Source organism: uncultured Roseibium sp. (assembly GCF_947499295.1).
Taxonomy (GTDB): Bacteria; Pseudomonadota; Alphaproteobacteria; order Rhizobiales; family Stappiaceae; genus Roseibium.
On sequence record NZ_CANMNP010000079.1, the window covers coordinates 1 to 2,147 of the forward strand.

Annotated in this window: 1 protein-coding gene and 1 pseudogene; both read right to left on the minus strand. The window is 44.1% G+C overall.

Annotated elements, in window-relative coordinates; genetic code table 11:
* Positions 1-78: 78 nt before the first annotated feature.
* A pseudogene (locus Q0835_RS29650) lies at positions 79-341 on the minus strand (IS3 family transposase); the annotation flags it as partial.
* Positions 342-456: 115 nt separating this feature from the next.
* Complete coding sequence (locus Q0835_RS29655; protein WP_298967055.1) at positions 457-1,839, minus strand: tryptophanase; 1,383 nt, start codon at positions 1,837-1,839, stop codon at positions 457-459.
* Positions 1,840-2,147 lie beyond the last annotated feature (308 nt).

The window sequence follows — 2,147 nt, forward strand, 5'->3', positions numbered from 1 at the left end:
AATGACCGCTCGCAACATGATCGAAATCACAAAAGAAAACTCTTGCAAAACAGGGGCTGTCCACAAATGGCAATACCCCTTGACTTCATCACCTGAGGCGGCGCGGGTCGTATCTCCGGCCAGACGTTTCTTCCGTGCTTCCAAGAACTCTTTGGATTGGTTGTAGTAGAAGCTTTCGGCTATGCCTTCCCGACGGCAAAGGCCAGCCTTGCTCTCTTCACCCCGTAGGCCTTCCAGAACAACGCTGATTTTTTCTTCTGCTGAAAAACACCGCGGGGTCACTTGGCGAATTTGATGACTTTGTCTGCCAGTTCTTTTCCCGGCCCGAATTTCCGTCTCATCTTCGCTCCTTGAGTGGCTACGATGAGCCAAAAGTCCGCCTTTATGCAAACACTGCAAATTGCAGAAGGCCGAACATGCAGAAAAATTTTCAATCCCGAAAAGGTAACAGGTGGTTTACTCTATCTTTTCGAATTCACATGTAAAATGGCGCATTTGATTCGTCTGTTTAACAATCTTAAAACCTTTAAGGTCGCGTATTTCATCTTCAAGACTCGCCAATACCTCAATAAGGTAATCAATATGGGACCGAGTGTACGTTCTTCTCGGAAATGCAAGGCGGACTAGTTCCATTTCCGCTGGCCTTTCTCCACCATCAATTTGCTTTCCAAACATTACGCTACCAATCTCGCAGGAGCGAATGCCTCCAACTTCGTAAAGTTTACAAGCAATAGTATGAGCGGGATATCGGAGTGGGGGCACGTTGGGTAGCCATTTCTTGGCATCTATGAAGACAGCATGACCACCAGCAGGCCTAACAACAGGGATACCAATTTCGACCAACCGCTCGACAATGTATTCGTTCAATTGGATACGATGTTGAAGATAATTCTCATCAACGATCTCAGACAGGCCTTGCGCTATAGCATCAAGATCGCGACCGGCAAGGCCGCCATATGTTGGAAAACCTTCAGTTTGAATAAGTTTTACACGCGCTCTTTCAGCCAAGCTATCATCGTTTAGCGCTAACCACCCTCCAATATTTCCAAAAGCGTCTTTCTTAGCGCTCATTGTCATTCCATCTGCAACCGAAAAACAGTTGCGGACGATTTCTTTTATCGGCCTTAAAAATTGGCCGTTTTCACGATTTTTTATAAAATATGCATTCTCTGCGAAACGACATCCATCAATAATAAAAAGCTTGTTATATTTTTGGGCAATCTTCGCTGTCGATCGTATGTTTGCTAAACTGACTGGCTGTCCACCTCCAGCATTGTTCGTGATCGTTAAAATAATAGCAGCAACATCGTTAGCTCGTTCCGTCAGAAATTTTCCGAGAGCATCAGTGTCAATGTTGCCTTTAAACGGATGAAATGAATCGGCTCCACCCGCCGGCGGGCTACCAAGATCAATAGCCGTTGCACCTGTTGCTTCGATATTACCCCGCGTCGTATCGAAGTGTGTATTAGCAAGAAATATTTTACCCTTTCCACCGATCAGCGATAGCAATATCGCTTCTGCCGCTCGGCCCTGATGGGTTGGAATAATGTGTTTGAAAGGCATTAATCCCTTGACTGCTGACTTAAAACGTTCAAACGATGGTGAACCCGCATAACTCTCATCTCCCCGCATTATCTCGGACCACTGGTCGGAACTCATTGCCCCCGTTCCGCTATCAGTAAGTAAATCAATTATCACGTCTTTTGATCTTAGCGAAAACAGATTGTACTTAACTTCTTTTAGTTTTTTTTCTCTCTCAAAACGTGAAGAAGGGTTAATATTTTCAATTGACTTTATTCTAAAGGGCTCAATACTAGTTTCGAACTTGTCAATTTTCATTATGATACCCTAATTGTTTGGTAGATTTATTGCGCTCGAAAGAGGAGCATGCTGGATTGCAACACTGCCTTAAATTGTAATCATTAGACTAAACCACGTTTTTAATCCGATTGGAAAAAGTCAAAAATATGATGATTAATCGTTATTATTGCGTACTTCATAGCCCACCTCTGAAAAGGCTTAATGATGTAGACACCCGCCGCTGGGACGTTGTTGCATAAATCGGTTCGAGTGAATTGGTCCCGATTTTCTGGACAAGTTGACGGCTGATTTAAGGTGTATCCGGGTTGGTTTTCATGCCGCCAATT

Coding starts and splice junctions, on each gene's coding strand:
- Q0835_RS29655 (WP_298967055.1), bottom strand. CDS start 1,839: ATGAAAATTGACAAGTTCGAAACTAGTATTGAGCCCTTTAGAATAAAG.